The sequence below is a fragment of the Actinokineospora alba genome, assembly GCF_004362515.1.
Classification (GTDB): Bacteria; Actinomycetota; Actinomycetes; order Mycobacteriales; family Pseudonocardiaceae; genus Actinokineospora; species Actinokineospora alba.
On the sequence record NZ_SNXU01000001.1, the window covers coordinates 261,599 to 280,951 of the forward strand.

Below are 19,353 nucleotides of genomic sequence, written 5' to 3' on the forward strand. Positions count from 1 at the left end.
CTCCTGTATTGGTTACAGGCGATGGTAACAGAAATGGGAGTGGGCCATGAACCACTCGAACCTGCTGGAAAACCTGCTGCACGCGGTGAACAGCCACGATCTCGACGCGCTCGTGGCCTGCTTCGCCACCGACTACGTGAACGAGACCCCGGTCCATCCCGAGCGCGGATTCCGCGGTCGTGAGCAAGTGCGCCGCAACTGGACCCAGATCTTCGCCGGCGTCCCCGACATCCACGCTGACGTCCCGCGCACCGCGATCGACGGGGACACCCTGTGGACCGAGTGGGAGCTGTCCGGGACCCGCGTCGACGACGGCGCGTTCCTCATGCGCGGCGTGGTCGTCTTCACCGTCGCGGGCGGCCTCGCCCGCTCGTCGAGGTTCTACCTGGAGCCGGTGGAGACCGTCAGCGGCGACGTCGACGCGGCGACCCAGCGTCTTGTCGGAACACCAGACCCTAAGGAGGGGTCATGATCCTGGTAGCGGGAGCGACCGGCTCGCTCGGCCGACACCTGACCCGAACACTGCTCGACGACGGAAAGCCCTTGCGCGTGCTGGTGCGGGAAGGGTCGCCCTACGACGAACTCGTCGCCGCGGGAGCCGAACCGGTGATCGCGGACCTGAAAGACCCGGATTCCCTCGCCACGGCATGCGCGGGTGTGGACAGTGTCGTCACCACGGCCAACGCCACCGCCCGCGGCGGCGCCGACACCATCGAGTCGGTCGACCGCCAAGGCAACCTCGATCTTGTCGACGCCGCCGAGGCCGCGGGCGTGCGCCGCTTCCTGTTCGTCTCCGCCCTCGGGGCGCGGCCCGGCCATCCGCTGCCGCTGCTCAACGCGAAGGGCGAGACCGAACAGCGTCTGCGGGAGAGCGGGATGGCCTGGACGGTGGTGCAGCCGAACCTCTACATGGACAAGCTGATCCCCATCGTCGTGGGCGGGCCTGCCCTGGCGGGCCAACCCGTGACCCTGGTCGGGGACGGTCGCCGCCACCACTCGTATGTGGCCATGCGCGATGTGGCCGCCTACCTCCGCGCGACCCTCGACCACCCGCGAGCCCAGCGGCAGACCCTCGTCGTCGGCGGTCCTCAACCGCTGTCGTGGCGCGACATCATCGCGGCCTTCGAGCGGGAACTGGGGTATCCCGTGCCCGTGCACACTGTCGAGCCCGGGGAGCCGGTGCCCGGCAGGCCGGAGTTCATCACCGAACTGCTCACCATGCTCGAGACGTATGACTCACCACTCGACGTGAGCGGCCTGGCGAGCACCTACGGCGTCACACCGACCCCGCTCGCCGAGTACGTCCGCGGCTTCGTCACGGCGAACCGGGTGCACGCCGGTTGATCCGTGTCCGGGTGCGGGCCAGGACGGACCCGGCCACGAGGCCGAAGGCGACATGGTCGGCCACCTGCGGCAACACCGGCAGCGCTCTGATCCGCGGTAGCCGCCGCCCGATCAGCCCCAGGTCGAGGGCGGCTATGGCGAGACCGGCCACCGCGCCCGCCGCCGTCGTGTGCCGTCTCGGCAGGGTCGTGGCGAGGGCCGTGGCCCAGCCCAACGACAGGCCTGTGTGGACGACGACGGCGGCGACGAGGAGACGTCCGGGGCGGGTTTCGTTCGGCAGGATCAGCGAACCCGCGGCTCTGGTCGCGGCCAACGGGTCTTGGCCCGCGACAATCGCCCACGCGGTCGAAGGCGCTCCACTCAGGACTCCAGCCAGCAGGCCTGCGCGGAGCGCGCCACGGGTGCGGTGTTCGGGGTCCACGGTGTAAGTGTCGCAGGTCAGCGGCCGCCGACGTGGGTCACGGCGGGGCGGTCGTGCATCAGGAACTCCACGTGGCTGATGTTCTGCGCGTACGCCCCGGCCAGGGCGAACACCACCTTGTCGCCGACCCGCACCCGACTCGCCCGGACCGAACGCGCGAGCACGTCCTTCGGGGTGCACAGCTGGCCGACGAAGGTGACCGGGTTGTCGGTGCCGGAGCGGGCCCACGGGCGGTCCCAGCGGTCCACCGGCAGCACCGCGAGCGGCTGGTCGTGGCCCTTCGCGGCCGGGGTGCGCAGATGGTGGGTGCCGCCCGCGCAGATGGCGAACCACTCGCCGTGGCTCTGCTTTACATCCAGGACTTCCGTGGCGTACCAACCGGAGTAGGCACTCACCGCGCGACCCGGCTCGATCCTCACCACGGGACCGCCCGGGAGCACGGGAAGCTGCCGGGCGTAGTCGGCCCAGTCGAAGACCCGTTCGGGCCGCAGGTAGTCGACGTTCATGCCACCACCGATGTTGACCTCGGCCAGCGGCAGTCCGTGCCGACACGCGAAGTCGACCGCCCAGCGGTGGATGGCGACCCCCTGCGCGGCACACGGCTCCGGGTCCAAGCCGCTGGCCAGGTGCGCGTGGACGCCCACGAAGTCGATGCCGGGCAACGACTCCAGCGCTCCCGCGCAGGCGTCCGCTTCGGCCGGGTCCATGCCGAACGGGCTCGGGCGCCCACCCATGGTCAGCACGCCGGGGGCGCCGCCGGTCGGGAGGTTCACCCGCAGCAGCACCCGCGCACGGGTGCCCAGGTCCCTGGCGAGAACGTCCAGCCGGCGCAGTTCGTTCAGGCTTTCCACGTGGAAGCGGTCCACCCTCGCGTTCAGGGCGGCGGTGAGTTCCGTGTCGGTCTTCCCGGGACCGCCGAAGGCGAGCGGGATATCCGGCGCCACCTGCAGCACGTGCGCCAACTCGCCCCCGCTGGCCACCTCCAGGCCGTCGACATGACGTGCGATCACCCGCAGCAGGCCTGGGTCCGGGTTCGCCTTCACGGCGTGGATCAGCTCCACGGACCCGAGCGCCGCCCGGATCGCCGTCACGTGGGCGTCGAGGTGCGCCAGGTCGTAGACGTAGGTCGGCGACCCGTCCAACTCCCGAACGGCTTCGGCGACCCGGTCGGTCAGCGGGGTGCCGGCGGGCGCGAGGACCGCGGCGGGCAGGACACTCGTCAACGGGTCTTCCTTTCAGAGAAGGCGGCCGATCGGGTTGGGAAAGGGGACATAGCCCGCCTGCCGGTCGGCTTGGCGCTCCCACCGGACGAGCAGATTCGTCTTGGCGGGCAACGGAATCCCGGTCAGCAGCGCCCGCAGCCGCGGCGGGTTCCCCAAGGCGCGGCTCACCGCGGCCACCGTGTCGCCGAGGTCGGACCACAGCCGGTCCTCGAACCGGCACATCCCCGGCGCCGACTCGTGCACCAGATCGGCGAGGGCGCCCGCGAACTCGGTCAGGTGGTTGACGAAAAGGCAGTAGGCGATCCGGTTCCACGCGCGTTCGTCGTCGTAGGCCACCGCGCGGGCGACGTCGGCGGGCAGCGCGGCGAGGGTGTCCAGGTGCCGGTCGGTGAGGAGCTTCGTGCCTTCCAGGTCACGGGCGAGCACCCGCACCGGCATGCTGTCCGGGCCGAGCACGACCAGCACGTTCTGCGGGTGCGGTTCCAGCACCACGCCGTGTTCGGCCCACAGGCTCAGGACCGGCGGGACAAGCAGGTTCGTGTACCGGTGCCACCACCGCAGCGCCCACGCCTCGACGTTCGCCGTCCCGACGAGATCGGCCAAGCGCGTTCGGGTTCCCACCGGATCGCGGTGCTCGGCGGCGAGGGCGCCCGCGAGGTGCACCTGGCCACCGAGGTGCTCGCCCAGGCCGCCGCGCACGATGGTGCCGAATCCCTCCAGCAGCGCGTGCCGCCCCCGCCTGTCGCCGTAACGAGCGGGGAGGTCGACGGTGCGCGCGGCGGGCTCGGGCAGGAACCCGAATCCCGGGTGTTCGCGCGTCACGCGTGCGCACGGTTCGGCGAGCAGCCGGGTGAGTTCGACGGCACCCGCGAGTTCGTAGTCGGAGTTCTTGCGCAGGCAGTTGGTGATCCGCACGTTGAGGCTGGTCTTGAGGAACAGGTCGGTTTCAGGCTGGTAGAGCGTGCGAACGCTGGCCGTCGGATGGAACTGGGGGCCCGTCTCGCCGAGGTCGCGCAGCGCGCCCGCCGCCATCGCCGCGCGCAGGATCGGGCCCGCGGCGTTGTCGGCGGACATCAGCGCGAACTGCCACGGGTGCACCGGGAGCGCGCGGAATCCTTCTGGCACAGGCAAGTCCGCGGTCCGCGCGTGCCCATCGAACCCCAGGTCGTCGACGGCGTGGTCGCGGACAAGTTCGGCGGGTGCGGCCAGCCAACGCAACGGGAACGCCGACCGCGACTCGGGGGCGTAGCGCCGCCACTGCTCGGAGCCGCCGGACCGCGACTTCGGCGTCGGGTGGCGCGGATGCCCGGCCACCAAGGACTGTTCGGAGTCGAGGTAGGCGCCCGCGGATCCCGGCACCGGCCGGTCGGCGGACTTCGGCCGGGTGCGCAGGATGTCCTCGAGCGCGTCACGGCTGGCCGCGACCTGCCCGGCGAACTCGTCGTTCCCGTGGCCGGTGCGCAGGGTGAGTTCGGCGTCGATCAGCGCGGCCAGTTCGTCGGCGGCGCACGACCGCCACCCGCCATCGTCCTGTTCGGACTGGACGGGCCCGGTGAAGCGGTGTGCCGCGACGGTGGACGCGCGGCGCAGCCGGGCCCGCAGCGTGCGGCCGGTATAGGGCAGGTGCACCACGAGGAAGCGGTCGACGATCCCCGTCCGCCGTTCGGGTCCGGCGACTTCCCGGACAAGGCAGCCGAGAATCGTGTGGGCGGTCAGCAGATCAGCGGTGTCGACGCTCAGACCCGCCGCGGCGGTGGTCGAGGCGGTCAAGATCAGCTCCTGGGGCGCAGATAGTTCGGGCCGGCGTGGCGGTAGTGCTTGTTGATGTCCGTGCAGCCGAGGCGGTGCTTGGGAAGCAGGGTCCCGGCGGTGACCATCGCCTTGACCGGTAAGTGTTCCGCCTCCAGCACCCGCCTGCGCACCGCTTCGGCCGCCGCGACGGACCTGGGGTCGGCCAAGACGGTCCAGCGGACCAGCGCCTGCTCGATCCTGTTCCGCAGCAAGGCGAACAACCGCGCCCGGCGCGCCAGGTCGTCGCCCGCGTGCTCGACGATCAGCGCGCCCGCGCACAGGTGCAGGGTGATCGTGATGAACAGGTCGGCGAGGTCGTCCTCGCCGGTGACGCACATCCGCTGATCGGCGAACGAGTCCGGCGTCACGGGGAGCCCCAGCGCTTCGGAGAGGCGCTCGCAGTCGATCCGCGCGCCGTCGTCGTCCTTGTAGACCAAGCGAAGCCAGGGATCACGGTCGGCCATGGCAACGGTGATGTTCTGCTGGTGCGCCTCCAGCGCCACGCCGTAGCGGACCCACAGCGCGACATGCCAGTCGAGCAGCAGAGTCAGGTAGGTGTCGAGCCAGGCGTCGGTGTCGCCGCCGGTGTGCCGGGCGGCGAACGCGTCGAGCAGCGTGCCGCCTGGGGTCGCCGGGTCTTCGGCGAGCAGCGCGGCGACGGGTGCGAGCGTGTCGTCCTCAAGGTCGGCGGGATAGCGGCGGACCAGCACGGCGAGCAGGTCGTCGGCGCTGTCGAGCCAGGCTGACTCGTCGGCGAGCAGGATCCGTTCGCGCAGCGCGGGTTCGCGGTCCAGGATCGCCCGCAGCAGCCGGTGCACGGTGTCGCCGTCGGCCAGCGTGCCGGGCTTGATGGTGCGGCTGTTGCGTTTGCCGAGGGTGGCGGTCGGCATCGGCAGCTTGAGGTGGACGCCGGGGTGGTCGGCGAGTGCCACCGTGCGAGTCGACAACGTCGGTGTCGCGAGCAGCGACCCGTCCACGTTTCCGGTCAACGGATGCACCGGCACCGCGAGGTGACCGACGGCCGCTTCGGGCCACCAGTCCGGGAGCCGGGCGGCCAGCGTCGGCGAGAGCCGCACCGAGTCCCGGGGGACGGTGGTCCAGCCGACCTTTAGCTCGGGCAGGAACTCCGGCGCGTAGCGGCGCAGGTCGGCCTCGTCGAGGCCCCAGCGGCAGCGGCCGGTCGGGTGCACGGGGTGGTCGCGCAGCGCGGCCAGCGACTCGTGGTGCAGCAGCTCACGAAACCCTTCGGCGCCGGGCTCCGCCCTGATCTTGGCGTACAACTCGCCGCGCGCCGTCTCGTGCAGCCGCACGACAGCAAGCGTTTGCGCACACTCTTCGACGAAATCCGCCCAGCCTTGCTCCGCCTCCGGGTCGTCCGCGGGCGCGAGTGCGGCCAACACCTCGGCAAGCGTGTCGAGCACCTGCCCGGCCACGACGACCAAGGGACGTGCGAGCCGGTACTCGGCAAGGAACCCGTCCGGCTCCACCGGCAGGTGCACCCGCCGCTCCCGTGGCAGCGGCGCGCACCACCATGGCCCTGCCCAGTCCTGGCCCGCGGGCCGATCACCGAGTGCACCCCGCTCGGCCAGACCGAGGTGATCCTCGCGCAGCAGCGCGTCCACCACCCGGCGGAGCAGCTCAGCCTCGACCGTCACGCCGCCACCACGGGTTCGATCACCCAGCGCTGTCCGGCGAGGAACTCTTCAACCGTCTTGTCCACTGTGGACCGATCGGGTCCGATCGCGTGCACCGCGGACAGGTAGTCGCGGTTCGTGCCGTGCCAGTCCGCCGCGACCCCCACGTCCCGCATCCGCCGGTGCCCCAACCGGACCCCGTCGACGGTGAACTCGCCTGCGGGCGGCGCGGCGACCAGGACACCCGCGCGGTCCGCCGTCACGTAGTCCACCCTGGCGTGCCGGGCCAGACCCACCGGGTCGGGCAGCCCGGCGGGCAGGGACTCCCCCAGATGCAGTCGGATCACCTGGGCGAACAGGTCGATGCCGAGCAGCTCGGCGCAGATCAGGTCCATGGTGTCGCCGATGAGCCGGTAGTTGACCTCGATGATCCGCGCCCGGTCGCCGTCGACGACGAACTCCGTGTGGCACGCGCCCAATCCGACGCCGAGCGCGGCGAGTTGGGCGCGCAGGTGCGCCTCGACGGCGGGCGGCAGCCGCGGTGCCCACTCCATGCGGGTCTCGGCGAAGTGTGGCGGGGCGCCGAGGCTGGTCCGCCAGGAACCGAAGTGGTACAGCGATTTCCCGTCGCCGAGCGTGTCGTAGGTCCTTACGTCACCGGCCAGGTACTCCTCGACGACCAGGGTCGCCTCGGGCCTGCGAGTCCTGATCTCGGCGACTCGGGCGGCGAGGTCGGCCAAGTCGGTGACGAGCAGCGCGTCCTCGCTGGCCACGCCTTCGCGCGGTTTGACCACCGCGGGGAACGGCACGGCCAGGCTTGCCAGTTCGGACAACGGCAGCGCCGGATCGAGCTGGCCGCAGCGCACCACGTCCAACCCGGCCTCGGCCAGGACCGACCGGGCGAGCGCCTTGTTCTTGCAGCGCACCGCCGCCGCCCACGGTTTCGCGGGCAGCCCCAGCAACTCCGCGGCGAGCGCGGTCACCGCTTGCAGGTGGTCGCTGTTGCTGAGCAGGCCCGCGGGCCTGCCGAACCGGGAGGCCAGGGCCCGTACCCGCGCGGCCACCGCACCCGGGTCGCGCACGTCCGCCTCGACCACAACCGGCGGACAGTCAAGGCCGCGGTACGCCTCCCGGTGCGCCTCGACACGGTCGGTCAGCAGCACCGTCTCCAGACCGAGCCGGGCGGCGGCCGGGAGCAGACCGTGGGTGACCGCGTCAGTCGGCGGAAGCGCGGTGACGTAGAGCCGCAAACGGGACCCCTCGAAGAATGGACGTTAGGTTAGCTATACCTAACGATCTTCCCTGGGCAAGGTCAAGCCGACGGCCCGATACAGCCCGATCGGGTCAGGCGAGCACGACCTTGCCCAGTTCCGCGTGCGTGGCGAGCAGACCGTGCTTGGGCAGCACCCGCGCGGTGACCCCGAGCGCGCCCGCGTGCGGGAGTGAGATCTCCGCCGAGTACCGCCCGGACCCGACCGGCCGCATCGTGGCGGTCACCACGTCGCTCAGTTCGTCCGCGTCACTGACCCGGCCGACCACCGCCTGCACCTCGACGTCATGCGGGTCGAGTCCGGCCAGGTCGACCGAGGCCTGCACCTGGACCCGGTCGCCGATCACCGGCATCTGCCCCTCGTCGAGCGAGAGCTCGCAGCTGGTGACCCGGATGTGCGGCCACGAACCGGACAGCCGCCGCCGGTACTCCGCGAGGTCCTTGGCGGCCCGGAAGCCGTCGACCTGCGCGAGCGCGCCCGCGGTGGCCGCGGGCGCGTAGTGCGCCTCGACGTACTCGCGGACCATGCGCGAGGCCTGCACCTGCGGGCCGAGCGACATCAGGGTGTGGCGCACCATCGCCATCCAGCGGCTGGGCACCCCACCCTGGTCGCGGTCGTAGTACAGCGGTGCGACCTGCGAACCGAGCAGCTCATAGAGCGCCGCCGCCTCCAGGTCGTCGCGACGGACCGGGTCGGTGACGCCGTCGGCGGTCGGAATGGCCCAGCCGTTGCTGCCGTCGTAGAACTCGTCCCACCAACCGTCCCGAATGGACAGATTGAGGCCGCCGTTCAGCGCCGCCTTCATACCGGAGGTGCCGCACGCCTCCAGCGGGCGCATCGGGTTGTTGAGCCAGACGTCGCAGCCCCAGTACAGGTAGCGGGCCATCGACATGTCGTAGTCGGGCAGGAAGACGATGCGGTGGCGGACCCCGGCGTCGTCGGCGAACCGGACGATCTGCTGGATCAGCGCCTTGCCGCCGTCGTCGGCCGGGTGCGACTTGCCCGCGACGACGAGCTGCACCGGGCGTTCCGGGTGCAGCAGCAGCGCCCGCAGGCGCTCCGGGTCGCGGAGCATGAGCGTGAGCCGCTTGTACGTCGGCACCCGGCGGGCGAAGCCGACGGTGAGCACGTCCGGGTCGAAGACCGAGTCGGTCCAGTTCAGTTCGAGCGCCGACGCCCCGCGCTGCAGCCACGCCGCGCGCACCCGCCTGCGGACCTCGCCGACGAGCCGCTCACGCAGCCCGCACCGCAGCTTCCACAGCTCGGCGTCGCTCATCGACTCGATGACCGACGACGGGTCTTCCTCGTCGAAGGCCGACGCCATCTCGACGGCGGCCCACGTGGGGCCGTGGACGCCGTTGGTGACCGACGAGATCGGCACCTCGTCGGTGTCGAAGCCCGGCCACAAACCGCCGAACATGGACCGGCTCACCGCGCCGTGCAGCTTGGAGACGCCATTGGCGCGCTGCGCGAGGCGCAGGCCCATGTGCGCCATGTTGAACATGCCCGCGTTCTCCTCGGCGCCGAGGGAGAGGATGCGGCGCAGATCGATCCCGGGCAGCAGGGACTCGTCGCCGAAGTAGTGCTGCACGAGATCGATCGGGAACCGGTCGATGCCCGCGGGCACGGGGGTGTGCGTGGTGAACACGGTCCCCGCGCGCACGGCGGACAGCGCCTGGTCGACGTCGAGGTTGTGCCCGGAGACCAGTTCGCGGACCCGCTCCAGGCCGAGGAACCCGGCGTGGCCCTCGTTGGTGTGGAACACCTCGGGCTGCGGGGTGCCGGTCAGCTCACAGTAGGTGCGCACCGCGCGGACGCCGCCGATGCCCGCGAGGATCTCCTGGCGGATGCGGTGGTCCTGGTCGCCGCCGTAGAGCCGGTCGGTGACGCCGCGAAGATCGTCGGAGTTCTCCTCGATGTCCGAGTCGAGCAGCAGCAGCGGCACCCGGCCGACCTGCGCCTTCCAGATCCGGGCCCGCAGAATGCGCCCGCCCGGCATCGCGACGTGCACCAGGATGGGCGCGCCGGACGGCTCGGCGAGCGGCTCCAGCGGCAGCCCGCTGGGGTCGATGACCGGGTAGTGCTCGACCTGCCAGCCGTCGAGCGAGAGCGACTGGCGGAAGTAGCCGGAGCGGTAGAGCAGGCCGACACCGATCAGCGGCACGCCGAGGTCCGACGCGGCCTTGAGGTGGTCACCGGCGAGCACGCCCAGCCCGCCGGAGTAGTTCGGCAGCGCCTCGGTGACGCCGAACTCCATCGAGAAGTAGGCGATGGCCGCGGGGAATCTCGTCCCGTCGACCTCCTGGGCGCGGTTCTGGTACCAGCGCGGCGCCTCCATGTAGTCGCGCAGGTCGTCGGAGATCTCCCGCACGCGGCCGAGGAACTCCTCGTCCCCCGCGAGCCGCTCGAGCCGCTCGGCGGGAACCTGCGCGAGCAGGTGCAGCGGATCCCCGCCGACGCGCTGCCAGATGTCCTGGTCGACGGCGGCGAAGAGGTCCTGGGTGGGCGGGTGCCACGTCCAGCGCAGGTTCGTGGCAAGCGTGCCGAGATCGGCAAGCTGCTCGGGAAGACCGGCACGGACGGTGAATCGGCGTACGGCTCTCACGGAGCACGACACTAGCGGCCAGACTGGATCGAGCAAGCCACCAGTAGCGGCCGCGTCGGTGACGGGCCGTGTCCACAAGGGCCATGACCACCGCCGATGCGTCACCAGAAGGGCATCGCCACGAGCGAAACATTGCCGCAGGCGGGTCGCGGAAGCGGGTCATTCACCGGGTTGTTCAGTAGACCTGGATCGAGCAAGGCAGACTAGGGAGCAGGACCCGCAACGAGAGGAGCCTGACCGGTGAGCGGTCGGCTGGCAATCGATGACGTCTCCCCGATCGTGTCGTGCGGTCGTTACCCCTCCAAGGCCGTGGTCGGCGAGCACATACCCGTGCGCGCGACCGTGTGGCGGGAGGGACACGACGCCGTGGCGGCCACGGTGACCTGGAGAGGGCCCGGCGACGGCAGGGCCCGCCGCACCGCGATGAAACCCTTCTCCGAAGACCGGTTCACCGCCGACATCGTTCCCGACCACACCGGTCTGTGGACGGTCCGCGTCGACGCCTGGAGCGATCCGTGGGCCACGTGGCGGCACGCGGTCGAGGTGAAGGTCGCGGCGGCGCAGGGGCCCGAGGAACTCGCCAACGACCTGGAATCCGGCGCGCGGCTGCTGGAGCGGGTCTCCCGCAGGCCGGACCGCAACACCGACCGCAAACTGCTCGCGTCCGCGGCGCGCGCGCTGCGTGATGTCTCGCTGCCGCTGCCCGCGCGTATCGCCGAGGCGGTCTCCGAAGCGGTGCACCGGGTGATGACCGAGCACCCGGTGCGGGAGTTGTTGACCAAGGGCAAGCCGCAGCAGATGTGGGTCGACCGCAAGACCGCGCTCTACGGCTCCTGGTACGAGTTCTTCCCGCGTTCGACCGGCGGAGTGGACGCCAACGGGCAGGCGGTGCACGGCACGTTCAGGACCGCGATCAAGGAACTGGACCGGGTCGCGGACATGGGCTTCGACGTGGTGTACCTGCCGCCGATCCACCCCATCGGCGCGGTGAACCGCAAGGGCCCCAACAACAGTGTGCTGTCCCAGCCCGGCGACGTCGGCTCCACGTGGGCCATCGGGTCGGCCGACGGCGGCCACGACGCGATCCACCCGGAGCTGGGGACGTTCGAGGACTTCGACGCGTTCGTCGCCCGGGCGCGGGAACTCGACCTCGAGGTGGCGCTCGACTTCGCGCTGCAGTGCGCGCCGGACCACCCGTGGGTCACGTCGAACCCGGAGTGGTTCACCACCCGCCCGGACGGGTCGATCGCCTACGCGGAGAACCCGCCGAAGAAGTACCAGGACATCTACCCGATCAACTTCGACAACGACCCGGAGGGCCTCTACGCGGAGACGTTGCGCGTTGTCCTGCTGTGGGTCGAGCACAGGGTGCGGATCTTCCGGGTCGACAACCCGCACACCAAGCCGCCGGACTTCTGGGAGTGGCTGATCAAGCAGGTCAAGGCGGTCGACCCGGGCGTGCTGTTCCTGTCCGAGGCGTTCACCCGGCCCGCGCGGCTCTACGGCTTGGCGCGACTCGGTTTCACCCAGTCCTACACGTACTTCACGTGGCGCACGAGCAAGCAGGACCTGATCGACTTCGGCGTCGACTTGGTCGAGCACGCCGACGAGGCACGGCCGAACCTGTTCGTCAACACCCCCGACATCCTGCACGCGTCGCTGCAGCACGGCGGCCCGGCGATGTTCGCCATCCGGGCCGCGCTGGCCGCGACGACGGCGCCCACGTGGGGTGTGTACTCCGGTTACGAGCTGTACGAACACCAGGCCGTCCGCGAGGGCAGCGAGGAGTACCTCGACTCGGAGAAGTACCAGCTACGGCCGCGCGATTACGCGCGGGCGCTGGCCGACGGGCGCTCGCTGCAGCCGTGGATCACCCGGCTCAACGCGATCCGCCGGGCGCACCCGGCGCTGCAGCAACTGCGGACCCTGCGGTTCCACCATGTGGACAACGACGCGCTGATCGCCTACTCGAAGACCGATCCGGCCACCGGCGACACCGTGGTCACGGTCGTGACCCTCGACCCGAACGTCACGCAGGAGGGCACGGTGTGGCTCGACCTCGGCGCGCTCGGCCTGGACCCGCACGGGTCCTATACGGCGTTCGACGAGGTGTCCGGCCAGACCTGGCTGTGGGGGGCGGCGAACTACGTCCGGCTCGACCCGTGGAACGCCGTCGCCCACATCGTGCACCTCAGGCGCTGACCTTCACCCGCTGCCGGTCACCGGCGATGATCAACCCGCCGATCAGCGGGAACATCCATCCCGGCGACGCGGGCAGCAGGCTGACAGCGAGGACACCCCAGGCCGTGATGCCCCAGCCGAAGGCGGCGGGGACGCGGTGTCCCTGGTTCGCCGACCACACGACCAGTGCGCCGAACAGCAGCAACGGTGCGGCGAAGCTGCCCGGGGTGAGCCAGAAGGCCTCCGCCACGGGTAACCGCTCGGGCGTCGGTTCGAGGGTCACGGTGTTCCACCAGCCCTGAGAGAACACCTCGGACCAGGCCGAACCCCGCGAGAACGGGGTGGCGACGAGATGGAAGGCGCTGCCCACGATGGCGATCCAGCCTGCCGCGCGGGTAATGTTTACGTTGTTCACATGGAGGATGTGAACGATGTCAACATCGGCTGGCAAGCCATACCACCACGGCGACCTGAGACGCGCGCTGATCACCGCCGCGCGCGAGTTGGTTCGCGAGACCGGACCGGCGAAACTCACCCTGCGCGGGGTCGCCGCGCGGGCCGAGGTGTCCCCCGCCGCGCCCTACCGGCACTTCGCCGACCGCGACGCCCTGCTCGCGGGTGTGGCCGAACAGGGCTTCGTCGAACTGGCCGAAGCCATGACACCGAACGAACCGAGCCTCGACGCGCTGCACCAGGTCGGCGCCGCGTACCTCGAGTTCGCCCTGCGGGAGCCGCAGCTCTACCGGCTGATGTTCGGCCCGGTCGACCGCACCGCCCATCCCGGGCTCGCCGCCGCCGAGAGCGGGCTCACCGAGATCTTCCGCGAGGCGCTGCGAAACGCCCAGATCGCGGGAGTCGTCCAGCCGCAAGATCCCGAAGACGTCATGCTGACTATGCGGTGCGTGATGCACGGCCTGACATCACTGGTGGTGGACGGCCAGATCGCCGCCGAGCAGGCCGCCGACGCCGCCAGACGGGTGATGTCCGTCGTCGACCGAGGTCTGCTTCCACGCTGACCGCGTGGTACGCATGAGGAAACCGCCACCTACGACGAGGGCGACACGAGATGACGGTTCACGACGCCACCGCGCCGGACGCGGCATTGGGTCTCGAAGGCATCCCGCACACCGGTGAGGCGCTGACCGCCGACGGTCACCTCACCGAGCCGCAAGCCGAGGACTTCAAACACGCGCGCACCGTTCCGCAAGACCTGCTCTGGTACAAAAGCGCTGTCTTCTACGAGGTGCTCTGCCGGGCGTTCAACGACTCCGACGGCAACGGCACCGGCGACCTGCGCGGCCTCGCCGACAAGTTGGACTACATCCAGTGGCTCGGCGTCGACTGCCTGTGGCTGCCGCCGTTCTACGCCTCACCGCTGCGCGACGGCGGCTACGACATCAGCGACTTCCGCGCGGTGCTGCCCGAATTCGGCACCGTCGACGACTTCGTCTACCTGCTCGACCAGGCCCACAAGCGCGGCATCCGGGTGATCACCGACCTGGTCCTCAACCACACCTCCGACGCCCACCCGTGGTTCCAGGAGTCCCGACAGCACCCGGACGGGCCTTACGGCGACTACTACGTCTGGTCCGACACCGACGAGGCCTACTCCGACGCGCGAATCATCTTCGTCGACACCGAGACGTCCAACTGGACCTACGACCCGGTGCGCGGCCAGTTCTACTGGCACCGCTTCTTCGCCCACCAGCCCGACCTCAACTACGAGAACCCCGAAGTCGCCGAGGCGATGCTCGACGTGCTGCGGTTCTGGCTCGACATCGGCATCGACGGCTTCCGGCTCGACGCCGTGCCCTACCTGTTCGAAGAGGAAGGCACCAACTGCGAGAACCTGCCGCGCACACACGAGTTCCTCAAGCAGTGCCGCAAAGTCGTCGACGACGAGTACCCGGGCCGGGTGCTGCTCGCCGAGGCCAACCAGTGGCCCGCCGACGTCGTGGAGTACTTCGGCGACCCGGACAAGGGCGGCGACGAGTGCCACATGGCGTTCCACTTCCCGCTGATGCCGCGGATCTTCATGGCGGTGCGCCGGGAGTCGCGGTTCCCGATCTCGGAGATCCTCGCCCAGACACCGTCCATCCCCGACGGCGCCCAGTGGGGGATCTTCCTGCGCAACCACGACGAGCTGACCCTGGAGATGGTCACCGACGAGGAACGCGACTACATGTACGCGGAGTACGCCAAGGACCCGCGGATGAAGGCCAACATCGGCATCCGCAGACGGCTGGCTCCCTTGCTGGACAACGACAGCAACCAGATGGAGCTGTTCACGGCGATGCTGCTGTCGCTGCCGGGGTCGCCGGTCCTCTACTACGGCGACGAGATCGGCATGGGCGACAACATCTGGCTCGGCGACCGCGACGCCGTCCGCACGCCCATGCAGTGGTCGCTCGACCGCAACGCGGGTTTCTCCCGCTGTGACCCGGCGCGGCTCTACCTGCCCGCGATCGCGGACCCGGTCTACGGGTACCAGGCGGTCAACGTCGAGGCGCAGATGAACAACACCAGTTCGCTGCTGCACTGGACCCGGCGGATGCTGCAGGTCCGCAAGGAGCACCCGGCGTTCGGGCTCGGCGACTTCACGGAGCTGGGCTCGTCAAACCCGAGCGTGCTCGCCTACCTGCGCAGGCACGACGGCGACGTCGTGATCTGCGTGAACAACCTGTCCCGCTTCCCGCAGCCGGTCGAGCTGCACCTGTCCGAGCACGCCGGGTGGGTTCCGGTCGAGCTGACCGGCGGTGTCCGGTTCCCGCCGATCGGTGAGCTGCCGTACCTGCTCACCCTGCCCGGCCACGGCTTCTACTGGTTCCAGCTCACTCCTGAGGAGGGCGAAGGTCCTTGAGCACCCGTCCCCTGCACGCCGTCGAGTCCCTGGCCGACGACCTGCGCGCGTGGTTGCCCGGCCAGCGCTGGTTCGCGGCCAAGGGCACCGAACTGGGCGAGGTCCTCATCGAGCGCGCGGTGATGCTGACCGATGACGACCCGGCGCTGCTGCACGCCGTGATCGACGTCGACGGCGAGCGCTACCAGCTGCTCATCGGGGTGCGCGACGACCCGCCCGAGCACCTGGCGCACACGGTGATCGGCAAACTCGGCGAGTCCTACGCCTACGACGCCACCCAGGACGGCGAGCTGATGGGCAGGCTGCTGGACCTGATGGCCATCGGGGCCGACCAGGGCGGCATCCACTGGACGACGGAGCCCGACGTCGAGCTGGTCACCGGGCTGCGCGCGCGGCCGATCGGCGTCGAGCAGAGCAACACGTCGATCGTGTTCGGCTACCACTACATCCTCAAGCTGTTCCGCCGTCCCGGCCCGCGGCCCAACCGTGATGTCGAGCTGCACCGGGCGCTGCACCGGGTGGGCAGCGCGCAGGTGGCCGAGCCGATGGCGGTGATCGAGGACGACGAGCTGGTCTACGGCTTCGCCCAGCGCTACCTCGCCGACGCCGCCGAGGGATGGGCGACGGCCACGGCCAGCGTCCGCGACCTGCTGGCCGAGGGCGACCTGCATGCGGGCGAGGTCGGCGGCGACTTCGCGGGCGAGTCCTTCCGGCTGGGCATGGCCGTGGCCCAGGTGCACGCCGACCTGGCCGCGACCCTGGGCACGGAGCTGGTCAGCCCCGACCGGCTCACGGAGGCCGTGGAGGTGATGCACGGCAGGCTCGACGCCGTCACCGCGGAGGTGCCGGAACTGGCCGAGTTCGAGCCGATGCTCCGCGCGGCCTTCGACGAAGTCCGCCACCTGCGCGAAAGCCAGCCGATCCAGCAGATCCACGGCGACCTGCACCTGGGCCAGGTGCTGCGCACGGCGACCGGCTGGGTGCTGATCGACTTCGAGGGCGAGCCCGCCGCGCTCGCGACCGACCGGGCGAAGACCAGATCACCGCTGCGCGATGTCGCGGGCATGCTGCGGTCCTTCGACTACGCCGCGTTCGCCCTGCTCGGAGCCGACGACGACCACCAGCGGACCACCCGGGCGACCGAGTGGAGCGACCGCAACCGCGCGTCATTCTGCGAGGGCTACGCCTCGGTGGCCGGGGCCGACCCGCGCGACCAGGCGGTGCTCCTGCGGGCCTTCGAGCTGGACAAAGCGGTCTACGAGGTGGCCTATGAGCACCGCAACCGGCCCGACTGGGTTCGGGTGCCATTGACAGCATTGCGCCGAACGTGAGGTTTCGGCGGGACCCGAACGTGGTTAACCTGATCGACAAGGCGTGATGCGACGACCAGGATCGAGGTGGCCTGCATGCGGATCTCCGATGTGTTGCGTGTCAAGGGTGCGAAGGTGGCCACGGTCGACCCCGGGACCTCGGTGGCCGGGCTGATCAGAGCCCTGGCCGAGCACAACGTCGGCGCCCTGGTGGTCGTCGACGCCGATTCGGTCGTCGGGATCGTCTCCGAGCGCGACATCGTGCGCAGGCTCGATGAGCGCGGCGGCGATCTGCTGAACGCGACCGTGGCTGACATCATGACAGTGGACGTGGTCACGTGTGGCCCGGAGGAGAGCGTCGACGCCCTCGCCGAGACCATGACCGACCGACGGATCCGCCACATGCCAGTGGTGGTCGAGGGCAAGCTCGCAGGCATCGTCAGCATCGGCGACGTCGTGAAGACCCGCATCAGCCAGTTGGAGACCGCCCGCGACCAGCTCCAGTCCTACATAGCCCAAGGGTGACCTTTTGGCTTCAGAGATCGAGCGCCTTCTCGCCGGCGCGCACCACGATCCCCATTCGGTTCTAGGCGTCCATCCGGACCCGAGCAGACCAGGCGGGGCGGTGGTGCGGACACTGCGTCCGCACGCGACCGCCGTCACCGCCCTGGTCGGGCCGGACAGACACGACCTGGCGGAGATCGCGGAGGGGCTGTTCGAGTCCGAACTGCCCGCGCTGCCCGACGAGTACCGGCTCGAGATCGACTACGGCTCGGACACGCTCGTCGTGGACGACCCGTACCGCTGGCTGCCCACCCTCGGCGAACTGGATCTCCACCTGTTCGGCGAGGGCAGGCACGAGCGGCTGTGGGAGATCCTCGGCGCGCACCCGCGCTCCTACGACACCCCGCTCGGCACGGTGACCGGCACCTCGTTCGCGGTGTGGGCGCCGACCGCGCAAGGGGTGCGGGTGTGCGGCGACTTCGACGGCTGGGACGGCCGGGCGACGCCGATGCGGTCGCTCGGCTCCTCCGGCGTGTGGGAGCTGTTCATTCCCGGGGTCGAGCCGGGCACGCGCTACAAGTTCCGCATCCACGGCGCGGACGGGGCGTGGCACGAGAAGGCCGACCCGATGGCCTTCGCCACCGAACTCCCGCCCGCCACCGCGTCCATCGTGTCCGCTGTGTCCACTTCGGACTACGAGTGGTCCGACGCGGACTGGCTCGCCACCCGCGACGCCACCGACTGGAGCGCGGCGCCGATGAGCGTCTACGAGGTGCACCTCGGCTCCTGGCGCGAGGGGTTGACCTACCGCGACCTCGCCACGCACCTCGGTGACTACCTCGTCGAGCACAACTTCACCCACGTCGAGCTGCTGCCGGTCGCCGAGCACCCGTTCGGCGGCTCCTGGGGCTACCAGGTCACGTCGTACTACGCGCCGACCGCGCGGTTCGGCACCCCCGACGAGTTCCGCTACTTCGTCGACGAGCTGCACCGTCGCGGCATCGGCGTGCTGGTCGACTGGGTGCCCGCCCACTTCCCGCGCGACAGCTGGGCGCTGGCCCGCTTCGACGGCGGCCCGCTCTACGAGCACAGCGACCCGCGCCGCGGCGAGCAGCCCGACTGGGGCACGCTGGTGTTCGACTTCGGCCGCCCCGAGGTGCGCAACTTCCTCGTGGCCAACGCGCTGTACTGGATCGAGGAGTTCCACATCGACGGCCTGCGGGTCGACGCGGTGGCCTCGATGCTCTACCTCGACTACTCGCGCAAGGACGGCGAGTGGCTGCCCAACATCCACGGCGGCCGGGAGAACCTCGACGCGGTGAAGTTCCTGCAGGAGCTCAACGCGACCGTCTACAAGCACCACCCCGGCACCTTGATGATCGCCGAGGAGTCCACCGCGTGGCCGGGCGTGACCAGGCCGACACACCTGGGCGGCCTCGGGTTCGGCTTCAAATGGAACATGGGGTGGATGAACGACACGCTGCGCTACATCGGGCACGACCCGGTGCACCGCGCGTTCCACCACAACGAGCTGACGTTCTCACTGATGTACGCGTGGAGCGAGAACTTCGTGCTGCCGCTGTCGCACGACGAGGTCGTGCACGGCAAGGGTTCACTGTGGACCCGGATGCCCGGCGACGACTGGAACAAGGCCGCGGGCCTGCGCGCCCTGCTGGCCTACATGTGGGCGCACCCGGGCAAGCAGCTGCTGTTCATGGGCTGCGAGTTCGGCCAGGTCCGCGAGTGGTCGGAGAACCGGTCGCTGGACTGGGAGCTGACCGGCGAGCGGCTGCACGGCGGCGTGCAGGCGCTGGTGTCGGACCTGAACGCCGTCTACCGCGACCAGCCCGCGCTCTACGTCGACGACACCCGCCCCGAGGGCTTCTCGTGGATCGACGCCAACGACTCGGCGGGCAACGTGCTCAGCTTCGCCCGCCGCTCCGGTGAGCACGAGCTGGTGTGCGTGGCCAACTTCTCCGGCGCACCCCACCACGACTACCGCGTGGGCATGCCCCGCGCGGGCCGGTGGCGTGAGGTGCTCAACACCGACGCCGCGGGCTACGGCGGCTCCGGCGTCGGCAACTACGGCGGCGTCGAGGCCACCGCGACCCCGTGGCACGGCCGACCGGCGTCGGCGGTCCTGCAGCTCCCGCCGCAGGGCGTCGTCTGGTTCACCCCCGAGTAGCCGATTCGGCGTTCGCCTGCCGCG

General features: G+C 70.4%; 15 protein-coding genes. 8 read left to right on the forward strand and 7 right to left on the reverse strand.

The window, feature by feature from the left end:
• Positions 1–46 precede the first annotated feature (46 nt).
• Positions 47–472, forward strand: a complete 426-nt coding sequence (locus C8E96_RS01220; RefSeq protein ID WP_091370652.1) for a nuclear transport factor 2 family protein — start codon at positions 47–49, stop codon at positions 470–472.
• A complete protein-coding gene (locus C8E96_RS01225) occupies positions 469–1,344 on the forward strand; it encodes an SDR family oxidoreductase (RefSeq protein ID WP_091370650.1) in 876 nt (291 codons plus the stop codon). The genes C8E96_RS01220 and C8E96_RS01225 overlap by 4 nt, the downstream gene beginning before the upstream one ends.
• Here C8E96_RS01225 and C8E96_RS01230 read toward each other — a convergent pair.
• The 6 genes from C8E96_RS01230 to glgP all read right to left on the reverse strand — a co-directional run bounded on the left by C8E96_RS01230 (position 1,316) and on the right by glgP (position 10,289).
• The gene (locus C8E96_RS01230; protein ID WP_228769683.1) at positions 1,316–1,765 is read right to left on the reverse strand and encodes a hypothetical protein; all 450 of its coding nucleotides are present in this window, start codon (positions 1,763–1,765) and stop codon (positions 1,316–1,318) included. The genes C8E96_RS01225 and C8E96_RS01230 overlap by 29 nt on opposite strands.
• Before the next feature lie 17 nt (positions 1,766–1,782).
• Complete coding sequence (locus C8E96_RS01235; protein ID WP_228769682.1) at positions 1,783–2,988, reverse strand: type III PLP-dependent enzyme; 1,206 nt, start codon at positions 2,986–2,988, stop codon at positions 1,783–1,785.
• A 12-nt stretch (positions 2,989–3,000) separates the two neighbouring features.
• Positions 3,001–4,758: an IucA/IucC family protein gene (locus C8E96_RS01240; protein WP_091370648.1), complete on the reverse strand. Its 1,758-nt coding sequence runs from the start codon at positions 4,756–4,758 to the stop codon at positions 3,001–3,003.
• A gap of 2 nt (positions 4,759–4,760) precedes the next feature.
• Complete coding sequence (locus C8E96_RS01245; RefSeq protein WP_091370647.1) at positions 4,761–6,434, reverse strand: IucA/IucC family protein; 1,674 nt, start codon at positions 6,432–6,434, stop codon at positions 4,761–4,763.
• Positions 6,431–7,663, reverse strand: a complete 1,233-nt coding sequence (locus C8E96_RS01250; protein ID WP_091370645.1) for an ATP-grasp domain-containing protein — start codon at positions 7,661–7,663, stop codon at positions 6,431–6,433. The genes C8E96_RS01245 and C8E96_RS01250 overlap by 4 nt, the downstream gene beginning before the upstream one ends.
• Before the next feature lie 94 nt (positions 7,664–7,757).
• Positions 7,758–10,289 carry an alpha-glucan family phosphorylase gene (gene glgP, locus C8E96_RS01255; protein ID WP_091370643.1) on the reverse strand — a complete coding sequence of 844 codons (2,532 nt, stop codon included), beginning with the start codon at positions 10,287–10,289 and terminating at the stop codon, positions 7,758–7,760.
• A 240-nt stretch (positions 10,290–10,529) separates the two neighbouring features.
• Here glgP and C8E96_RS01260 point away from each other — a divergent pair, with 240 nt between their 5' ends.
• Complete coding sequence (locus tag C8E96_RS01260; protein ID WP_091370641.1) at positions 10,530–12,491, forward strand: maltotransferase domain-containing protein; 1,962 nt, start codon at positions 10,530–10,532, stop codon at positions 12,489–12,491.
• On the opposite strand, the gene C8E96_RS01265 is transcribed toward C8E96_RS01260, so the two are convergent.
• Positions 12,481–12,885, reverse strand: coding sequence for a DUF6463 family protein (locus C8E96_RS01265; RefSeq protein ID WP_133794101.1), 405 nt, complete (start codon positions 12,883–12,885; stop codon positions 12,481–12,483). The two genes, C8E96_RS01260 and C8E96_RS01265, sit on opposite strands and share 11 nt — an antisense overlap.
• Before the next feature lie 16 nt (positions 12,886–12,901).
• Between C8E96_RS01265 and C8E96_RS01270 the strand changes: the two genes are divergently transcribed.
• The 5 genes from C8E96_RS01270 to glgB all read left to right on the forward strand — a co-directional run bounded on the left by C8E96_RS01270 (position 12,902) and on the right by glgB (position 19,329).
• Positions 12,902–13,486 carry a TetR/AcrR family transcriptional regulator gene (locus C8E96_RS01270; RefSeq protein WP_091370637.1) on the forward strand — a complete coding sequence of 195 codons (585 nt, stop codon included), beginning with the start codon at positions 12,902–12,904 and terminating at the stop codon, positions 13,484–13,486.
• Positions 13,487–13,536: 50 nt separating this feature from the next.
• Complete coding sequence (gene treS / locus C8E96_RS01275; RefSeq protein WP_091370635.1) at positions 13,537–15,330, forward strand: maltose alpha-D-glucosyltransferase; 1,794 nt, start codon at positions 13,537–13,539, stop codon at positions 15,328–15,330.
• Positions 15,327–16,661 carry a maltokinase N-terminal cap-like domain-containing protein gene (locus C8E96_RS01280; protein ID WP_091370633.1) on the forward strand — a complete coding sequence of 445 codons (1,335 nt, stop codon included), beginning with the start codon at positions 15,327–15,329 and terminating at the stop codon, positions 16,659–16,661. The genes treS and C8E96_RS01280 overlap by 4 nt, the downstream gene beginning before the upstream one ends.
• Positions 16,662–16,736: 75 nt before the next feature.
• Entirely contained in the window at positions 16,737–17,165 is a 429-nt protein-coding gene (locus C8E96_RS01285; protein WP_091370631.1) for a CBS domain-containing protein, read from the forward strand.
• A gap of 4 nt (positions 17,166–17,169) precedes the next feature.
• Positions 17,170–19,329, forward strand: a complete 2,160-nt coding sequence (gene glgB / locus C8E96_RS01290) for a 1,4-alpha-glucan branching protein GlgB (protein ID WP_091370629.1) — start codon at positions 17,170–17,172, stop codon at positions 19,327–19,329.
• Positions 19,330–19,353: the final 24 nt, after the last annotated feature.

Bases quoted from the DNA above. Each gene is read 5' to 3' on its own strand.
- treS (WP_091370635.1), top strand. From the start codon at position 13,537: ATGACGGTTCACGACGCCACCGCGCCGGACGCGGCATTGGGTCTCGAA.
- C8E96_RS01225 (WP_091370650.1), top strand. From the start codon at position 469: ATGATCCTGGTAGCGGGAGCGACCGGCTCGCTCGGCCGACACCTGACC.
- C8E96_RS01220 (WP_091370652.1), top strand. From the start codon at position 47: ATGAACCACTCGAACCTGCTGGAAAACCTGCTGCACGCGGTGAACAGC.
- C8E96_RS01270 (WP_091370637.1), top strand. From the start codon at position 12,902: ATGTCAACATCGGCTGGCAAGCCATACCACCACGGCGACCTGAGACGC.
- C8E96_RS01285 (WP_091370631.1), top strand. From the start codon at position 16,737: ATGCGGATCTCCGATGTGTTGCGTGTCAAGGGTGCGAAGGTGGCCACG.